We start from the raw sequence: 7,985 nt of genomic DNA, 5'->3' as shown, positions 1-7,985 counted from the left end.
GCCGCCATCGGCCGATACATCGACGGCTTCTACAATCCTGTCCGCCGCCATTCCGCCCTCGACTTCACAAGCCCTGCGCAGTTCGAGAAGATGGCCGCTACCTGACCTAATGCCTCTCCCCTAAAGCGGGGCAAGTCCACCTTGGGTATCGCTGGGCTGCGGCCGGCTGGCGCAGCCAATCCGTCCCGCCTGATTGTTTCCGTCCCGCCTGGCACATCGCCCGACATGGCGGCACGCCTGCTCGCCGATGGCCTGTCATACCGGCGCGGCCACCTGCTGGTGGTGGAGAACCGCACCGGCGCGGATGGCACGATCGGTGCGGCGGCCTTCGCCCAGGCCCGCCCCGGCGAAGCGCTGTTCTTTGGCATGGCCGACCTGCTGACCGTGGCGCCCTTGGCGGAGGACCGGCTCCCCTACGATCCGGCCGGCGACTTCGTGCCGATCTCCAGCACGGCCACGGACTTCTTCGTGCTCTCGGTTCCAGCCATCCTGCCGGTTGGCTCCCTTGCCGAGTTCGTGGCCTATGCCCGGGCCCGGCGAGGCGAGTTGCACTGGGCCGGCCCGGCGCGCACTTCCGCTTACCCGGCCTTTCGCGTTTTCCTGGATCGAGCCGGGCTTGAGATGACCTTTGTCGCCTACCGCGGCGGCCCACAGGCGCTGCTCGACCTCGCAGAGGGGCGCCTTCAGGCGGTGCTCTCGACCCTCACCGCCGCCCTCGGAGCCGCGCGTGGAGGCCGGATACGCATGCTGACCACCCCGGCACGCACACGGACGGCGACAATACCTGACGTACCAACCACGGCGGAGGCCGGCTTTCCCGATTTCTGGGTTGAGGGCCTCCTTGGTCTGTTCGGCTGGCGGCATGCCGGCTGTGGTGCGCGATGAGCTGTCAGCCCAGGCGCGCGAGCTATTCTGAGCCGGCCATCGCCGCGCGCCTTGGGGCGGCTGGCATGTTGGCGCGCGGCCCCACTGCCGCGGCCTTCGCGGCCGAGATTGCCGAGCACCGCACACGCTGGGCCGCATTGGCCCGCGAGTTCGGGGGCGGACCGCCACAGGGCTGAACCAACAGCCGATGCATGGCCATCGGGATAACAACACCACCCAGGATCGCCTCACCGACGAGCAGGATTGCGATCACGACCAGCGCTGGACGGCGCGTCACACTGCCCTTCGGGGTACATGCGAAAAGGAACACGGCCGTCGCGGCACCCGCAGCGATGCCAACCAGCAGTTCCGTCCAATCTGACACAGCCATTCTCAGGAGCCGCCAAAGGCCAGATCCGGGCTGAAGCGGAGCGCAGCGTGCAGTCCCGTGGGCTGGAAGTGCAACTCTACCGCGGCACCAGGCCCGAGATCACGTGCCAGGGCCCGCTCGAGCAGGCGCGTGCCGAAGCCACGCCGCTGTGGCGGGCTGGTGATCGGCGGACCACCCGTCTCGGTCCAGCAGGCCAGCACCTCACCGTCTGTCCCGCGCGACCAGCAGAACGTCACCCGCCCGGCGGCATGCGACAGCGCCCCGTACTTGACAGCGTTCGTCGCCAACTCGTGCAAGGCCAGTACAACAGCCAGCGCCTGCCGCGGTGCCAGCGCGATGCCTTTCGGCCCCGCGACCGTGATCCGAGCCTTGTCGCCGCAGATCCATGGGTTCAGCGCCGCGTGCACGACGGCAGCCAGATCCGCTCCGGCCCAGGACTGTGCCCGCAGCAGGTCATGCGCCGTCGCCAGTGCCTGGAGGCGCTGGCCGAAGTCGTGCGTGAAGCGCGCGGTGTCGCCGCCAGCGCTCCTCAAGGTCTGGGCGGCCAGGGACTGCACGGTGGCCAAGGTGTTCTTTACGCGGTGGTTCAGCTCCTCCACCAGCAGCGCCTGCCGCTGGTGAGCCTCGGCGAGAGCGCGTGCGGCATCGTCCACCTCCCGCAGACCTGCCGTGGGCAGCGGCTCTCCAGACCCGCCGCCCTGTCCAAGCGCCTGCAGGCCATGCAGCGAGGCGACGACACGGCGGACCAGCAACAGCGCGAGCGCCAGGCCTACGGCCGTGAACAGGGCACCGGCACCGAGGGTGCGCAGCAGAGCGGTGAAGAGCGGGGCACGGAACGTCTGTTCCGGCACGCTGACCAGGACGGCGTAGCCGGTTGCCGGGCTCCGGGCATAGGCGGTGACGGCCGGAACGCCCTCGGGCATCGCTTGGCCTTCAATAATCCCACTCTCAGCCGTGGCCAGGGCCGCCACCAAGCCGGGGGGAGCTGGATGGCCCGCCAGCTCAGCATCGTGCCGTGTGCGGGCGACGAAATGTCCGCGGCGGTCCAGCACGGCGCCCTCCCAGCCCGGCATGCCCCCCTGCCCGGCCAGGATGCGCGCGAGGCGGTCGCGCCGGAGCGAGAGGCGGAGCGCGTAGGCAGGTGTGGCGGAGCCATTTCGGGAGATCACCGGCACCGCGACACTGGCCACCAGCCCCCCTGTCGCTGGCCCCCAGTGCAGGTTGGAGATCGCGGGTCCGGCAATGGCGAGGGCGCGCAACGCCGTCGGTGACGCCTGGACGGCCGGGCGGCGCTCCCCTGGTGCCCAGGCGGTGCTCAGGATGTCTCGACCATCCGGCGCGGTGAGGGTGATGAGCTCGCCACCGAGCTGGCCGGAGGCGGCCCGAGCCTCGGCCTCGAAGGCGCCCAGCTCGCCGCGGGCCAAGGCAGAGGAGGCGGCCAGGACCTGCAACGCGACTTCAGCGCGGTCGAACTCGCGATCCACAACCCGCGCCAGAGCAACGGCTTGGTCGCGCAACTGTCCCTCCGCCCGGTCACGGTTGCCCCGGTAGTCCTCCCAGACAACCAGGGCGGCAAGGGCGAGGAGTGCGAAAGCGAGCAGGGCAACCAGGAGCAGGAGGTCGCCCCGCAGCGTCGGGGTCCATGGCGATCTCCCCTTTCCGCGCTCCTTGCGAGGTGCCGCTGCCTGCAAGGCAGGGCGGCCCATCGCGGTGAGGATCATGCGCCGCGACGCTGCATTGAGGACTGAAGACAAGCAATCACCACAGGCTCAGGCTGCGGCCCCGAGCTCGATGACGAGTTGCACGCGCGGGCGCCGGAAGGCCGGCACGACCCCGCGCACCCACACGGTCGCAGACGCCCCGGCATCCATGAAGTCCGAGACCTCCTGCGCCTCGTCTGGCGGCAGGCGGCCGAGCAGCTGTCCATCTCGGGTACGGATCTCGAGGCGGCTTGGCCTCGGGCTGCGGGAGACAGTGCCGGAGGTCAGCGATTGACCGTCGCGCCAGAGATCAAGGCGGGTACCGGCCCGCAGCCAGGGCGCGAGGGAGGGGTCGCGCTCCAGCCCGCCGGCTCCAAGCAGGTAGGTATCGATCATCTCCGTCGACCTCCTGCCAGTCAGCCCAGCGGCTTGGCTGTGGAGCACCCGATGTTGGGGGGTGCTGCGCTTTGATGTCGGCCAGCGACCGTCGGCCCAGGAGCTGGTGATGTTGTTCGAGAGCCCTTCAGCGCAGAGATGGGTGGGAGCGAGTTCGGCCGCCGCGGCGGCCGACGCTGCGTCAATGTTCATTGGAAAGGGACGTGTCCTCAAATATCGTTTTGGGGCGGCGCTGAGTTACTCATTGGCCTGCCTCGCTCCCACGTGAGTGGGGTATCCGAGCCATCATTCAGTTTGAAAGACACAGAGTCGTGATTTGAGAAACTGTAATGCCCCGAGAATGTGGTGCGGTATTGAGACGATCTGCCCTGTCGCTGCGGCCATCGTGTTGCGCAATATGGGCCCGCAGTACCTTTTCGCTCGGCCCCGAGCTGACCCGGAGCACCAGTTGATGGTTGTCCCTGATGAGCGTTCTGCACCATCCGGTTCTCCCGGACAGCGCGGCTCGCCGGACCACCTATGTGCCGAGGCGGTCGCGGCCGTGCATCTGACCGCCCTACGGCGGCAGTTCGAGCTCATCAGGGAGTTCTACGGCGACGCGCCGCCACACCGCTCGCGGGAGGCCTTCTGGGTCGCGCTCGAGGTCGCTGCCGCCCACCTGCGCGGCGAGCAGATCGCGCTCCGGGACCTGGCCGGCCGTGCCAAGGGGCTCCTGAGTGCGCCGACGCTGTCGCGGGTTGTGGCCGAACTGGAGGAGAGAGGGCTGCTCATCAGCGAGACCCCGCCAGGGCAGGCCCGCCTCAAGGTGCTGCACCCCACCAGGCGTGCCCTCGAGATCCTGACCGCCCGCGCGCGGGACGCCTTCGGCGAGTTCGCCGGGATCGTGACTGCGGCCGAGCGCCGGTTGACCAATGCAACCGAGCCTGCCCGAAGAGGGGGCTCCGCGGACTAACACACCTCACCGCCGGGCAGACCCATGGACTGCGCGCTGTCCGTTTCGGCGTTGGCTGGCCCGGAGATCCGGAGGGTCAACCGCCGGCAGCGCCGCGTCGCGACTTGGCAATCGCCTCGCCCACAGCCTCCGCGACCTCATCCTGTGTGTACGGCTTCGTTAGCCAGCCGAGGGGCAAGGCCGCTTTGTCACCGCGGGCCCGCGTGGTTGCATCCGAATGTGCCGTGGCGAACAGGCAGGGGATGCCAAGCCGACGACGGATCTCGGCCGCCGCATCGATCCCATCGCGCGGCCCAACCAGCCGAATATCCATCAATACGATGTCCGGCGCCTCGGCCGTGGCCATCTCAATTGCTTCTTCCGCGCTCGCCGCAATTCCCACAACTGTGAATCCCGCAGAGGACAGCGCGTCCTCGGTGTCGAGGGCGACGAAGTACTCGTCTTCGACGATCAGGACGCGACCATGGGACGGTGATGCGCCCGTGCCCGCCCGCCCGTCCTCTTGAGAGCGCAGCGCGCGTCTTTGGCCAGGACGCGGCATCCCTGGCTGGAACAGGCCCGGACCCGACGGGGCACGCTCAAGCGTATTCCTCATCCCTGAATGTTCCCCGTTGCCACCCTGCCGCGATCCTGGAAGCGAATGACACAGCGCGCTCCCCCGGAGGGGCTCCGCTCGACCGTGAAGGAGCCGCCTATCTGGCGGGCCAAGCCGCGCACCAAGCCGAGACCCGAGGCGCGTTTACCGGCTCCGGCCGCAAAGTCGAAGCCCGGCCCCTCATCCTCAACAGCCAACTCAATTACCGAGATCGCAGCTGACAGGTTCAGATGGATCCGCCCGGGCGTTCCGTCCGCTCGGACGCCATATTTCAGCGCATTCGCCAGCAATTCGTTGAGGATCAGCGCCAGCGGAGCGGCCGCGTCGTTCGGGATTTCAAGAGGCTCGGCCATGACGGAGAGGCGCTCGGCAGCTCCGGCCCCCGCCATGATCATGCCTCCGATCCGTATGACGAACTCGTCGCCGCGCACGCCTCTGAAGTTGTTGCCGAGATAGAGCATCTGGTGCACGGCGCCGACGGCGGCTAGGCGCCGCGATGCGTCCTGCAGGACCGAAGCCGCTTCGGGCACAATGGACTCGCGACGCGCGGCGGAGAGCATGCCTGCGAGCATGTGAATGTTGTTTTTGACCCGGTGATGCAACTCCCGCAGCAGAATGTCGCGATCCCGCAGTGCCTCCTCGAGCAAGGCCTGAATGCGGCGTCGCTTGCGGTTCTCCTCGTTCAGGTCGTGCACCTTCTGCGCAAGCGCGGAGAAGCGCTCGTCGCCACTGTCCGACAGGCGCAGGAGCACACGGGCCGACGACCCGTCTCGCGCAGCCTCCAGCAGGCCACCATGGCTCCGAAAGCGGCTCACCTGGCCATCCGCGCCCAGCAGTTCGACCACACCAAGGAGCGAGCTGCGCGTACCGGAGCAGCGGCGGAGATAGGCTCGAAGACCAGCCGCGGCCTCGGTTCCGGGGCTGAGCGCGATCAGGTCGCGGGCAGCACCAGCGGCGCCGGGGCCCAGGCGGGCGAGCGCCGCGCGATTGGCAAAGGTAATGCGACCATCCGTGCCGACCACGAGGGCTGGCTCGGAAAGCGCTTGCAGAACGCTCTCGGCGCTCCCGTTACCCGGCATCGTCTCTGCGGAAGTACTCACGGATGCCTGGCTCTGTGTGTTCGCTAGGACGAAGGTGGACGACGACCCGGCACTCGGCGTGACCCTGCGCAATGGTGCGGTCGAGAGTGACCCCGGCATAGCCCAGGTTTTCGGCCGCGATCGAGCCGAACACATTCGAGGTCATCATGCAAAGCGAGGGTCTCCCCAGCACGAACTCGCCAAAGGGGCAGGCTCGGTTCCCGAGCACAATGCGATCTTCGGCCTCCTCAACCACGAAGAAATCACCCTGAATGCGGCGTTTGAGGTCCACCAGCACCGCCGCAACCTGCTCGCGCGAGAGGCGGTCAACAGCGAGGGCACGCCGGTACTCATTATTAATGTGCTCGCCCATAGCGGCACCGACGACGCTGATGTAGCCGGATGCCTCGTCAAGGCCGACGACATCCTGAAGCGTACCGGCTAACTCCCGCAGGAGCCGCCGGAGGAACACATCTCGCTCAAGGTGAATGTCCTCGGGCGCGGTCATCGGCGGGTCGGCTTCGACCATGGAACGTCTCCGGAGGGCGGCGCGAACTTCTGCCCTCAGACTTCCATTACGTCCAGCAAAGTGCGCCTTCAAGTTAGGAAATCATGCTTAAGGCAGGCAGGTGAACCGCGCCGAGTTCCTTGTAAACTACATCGAGTGAGTGTCGCAGGCGGCAGACAAGGAGGGCACACTGGCAAGCCCTGTAGCCCGAACTTCTCGGTGGTCGCCCCCCTTGCTCAGTTCGCCCGCCGCACATGTATCGCATCGTCGCCAGGTGCTTGTGGCGGGTGTGCTCCATAATCTCCTCTTATCCGGCCAGTTTGGACAGAGGTCGCGTGCTGCCGATTCAACGGTGCAGACCTCCGTTTTGGACTGAAACACCCCGACAATGCCCCGTCCTCGCCTGAAGGTGGCTCCTGGCGGGCCTGCCCGGCTCGGCTCCCGCCATATGACGAGCGGCTTCGACACCGCCCCGGCTCGTGAGGAGCGGGAGCAGCCGCACCTATATCGCCGAGCCCGCGCCGGCAGGGCGTCGCGCCGCCAGCAGACCATAGATCGCCACCGCCATGGCCGCCGCGGCCAGGAACGCAGCCGCTACTGCGAGCGCCGATGCCGCGCTGCCTGTCGTGTCGGCGACCCAGCCGGCAACCGGCGGCAGGGCCGCCATGCCGGCATAGAAGAGCGTCCAGTAGACCCCCATGCCGAAGGACCGGCTCTCCGGCGCGAGCGCACGGGCTGGAAGGGTCATGATCACCGTCGCAGAGATGCTCCCGATCATCCCCGCAGCGACGAGCGCCGCCGACTGCGGACCTGCTTCCATGGCGAGCGCGAGGACCACCAACGCCATGACGCCGAGGCAAACAACGGTGACCAACAGCGGACGGCCCGTCCGCTCGGCAACCGCACCACCGAGCGGCGCCAGGGGAATACTGGCCCAGCCGATCAGGCTCGCCAGCGCGCCGGCAGCCTCGGGGGAGGCCCCGCGCCCCGCCAGCAGTGCCGGGGCGAAGCCGAGCAGGATGACGTAGCCGACGTTCACGAAGGCCCAAGCTGCGCCAGACGCCAGCACTGCGCCCCACCCGCGTGTGCCCCCGCCCCTGACACGGGACCGGGCCGTCCTGCAGCCAGGATGAAGGGGGTCGCGACGAGAACGAAGGCGCAGCCAGCGGCCGCGGCCAACATGGCGACACGCCAGGACATGGCGGTGACGGCGAGAGCAGGCAGGGTCAGCAGCGTGAGCGCGATGCCGAACGGATAGGCCGCGAGGAAGCCACCCATGGCCGGCGCCAGCGCTGGACCCGCGAAGCGGGCCATGACCATGGCCGACAGCACGACGCTGAGCAGCGCTGCTCCCGCACCGGATACGAGGCGCGCCACCAGGTGCTGCGCGGCGATCAGGGTGAGAACGCGCGGCGATCTGGATGAGAAACGCCTGCATGGCGCCGTCGGGAGGGCGTAGCCCGACCGGCGGGGCCATGCAGGCGAGCGCCCACCCGTTCT

9 protein-coding genes are annotated in these 7,985 nt (G+C 68.3%); 2 read left to right on the top strand and 7 right to left on the bottom strand.

Annotated elements, in window-relative coordinates; all coding sequences use genetic code 11:
• Window positions 1-225 precede the first annotated feature (225 nt).
• Window positions 226-885, top strand: a complete 660-nt coding sequence (locus LHA35_RS27220) for a Bug family tripartite tricarboxylate transporter substrate binding protein (protein ID WP_226614295.1) — start codon at window positions 226-228, stop codon at window positions 883-885.
• A 372-nt stretch (window positions 886-1,257) separates the two neighbouring features.
• On the opposite strand, the gene LHA35_RS27215 is transcribed toward LHA35_RS27220, so the two are convergent.
• Complete coding sequence (locus tag LHA35_RS27215) at window positions 1,258-2,976, bottom strand: sensor histidine kinase (RefSeq protein ID WP_226614294.1); 1,719 nt, start codon at window positions 2,974-2,976, stop codon at window positions 1,258-1,260.
• Window positions 2,977-3,024: 48 nt separating this feature from the next.
• Complete coding sequence (locus tag LHA35_RS27210) at window positions 3,025-3,351, bottom strand: hypothetical protein (RefSeq protein ID WP_226614293.1); 327 nt, start codon at window positions 3,349-3,351, stop codon at window positions 3,025-3,027.
• A 541-nt stretch (window positions 3,352-3,892) separates the two neighbouring features.
• Between LHA35_RS27210 and LHA35_RS27205 the strand changes: the two genes are divergently transcribed.
• Window positions 3,893-4,303, top strand: coding sequence for a helix-turn-helix domain-containing protein (locus LHA35_RS27205; protein ID WP_226614290.1), 411 nt, complete (start codon window positions 3,893-3,895; stop codon window positions 4,301-4,303).
• Window positions 4,304-4,379: 76 nt separating this feature from the next.
• Here the strand turns inward: LHA35_RS27205 and LHA35_RS27200 are convergent, their stop codons facing one another.
• The 5 genes from LHA35_RS27200 to LHA35_RS27180 form a co-directional block, all read right to left on the bottom strand.
• Window positions 4,380-4,898 carry a response regulator gene (locus tag LHA35_RS27200; protein ID WP_226614287.1) on the bottom strand — a complete coding sequence of 173 codons (519 nt, stop codon included), beginning with the start codon at window positions 4,896-4,898 and terminating at the stop codon, window positions 4,380-4,382.
• Entirely contained in the window at window positions 4,895-5,920 is a 1,026-nt protein-coding gene (locus LHA35_RS27195; protein ID WP_226614286.1) for a sensor histidine kinase, read from the bottom strand. Before LHA35_RS27195 ends, LHA35_RS27200 begins: the two co-directional genes overlap by 4 nt.
• Before the next feature lie 46 nt (window positions 5,921-5,966).
• On the bottom strand, window positions 5,967-6,506 hold the full coding sequence (locus LHA35_RS27190; protein WP_226614285.1) for a methanogen output domain 1-containing protein: 540 nt from the start codon (window positions 6,504-6,506) through the stop codon (window positions 5,967-5,969).
• Between the two features lie 481 nt (window positions 6,507-6,987).
• Window positions 6,988-7,524 carry an MFS transporter gene (locus tag LHA35_RS27185; RefSeq protein ID WP_338051008.1) on the bottom strand — a complete coding sequence of 179 codons (537 nt, stop codon included), beginning with the start codon at window positions 7,522-7,524 and terminating at the stop codon, window positions 6,988-6,990.
• On the bottom strand, window positions 7,521-7,985 hold a 465-nt coding region (locus LHA35_RS27180; RefSeq protein ID WP_226614282.1), incomplete at its 5' end, for a hypothetical protein. The genes LHA35_RS27180 and LHA35_RS27185, both read right to left, overlap by 4 nt.

The organism is Roseicella aerolata, assembly GCF_020523605.1.
GTDB lineage: Bacteria > Pseudomonadota > Alphaproteobacteria > Acetobacterales > Acetobacteraceae > Paracraurococcus > Paracraurococcus aerolatus.
This window is presented reverse-complemented; position numbering and strand designations above follow the sequence as displayed.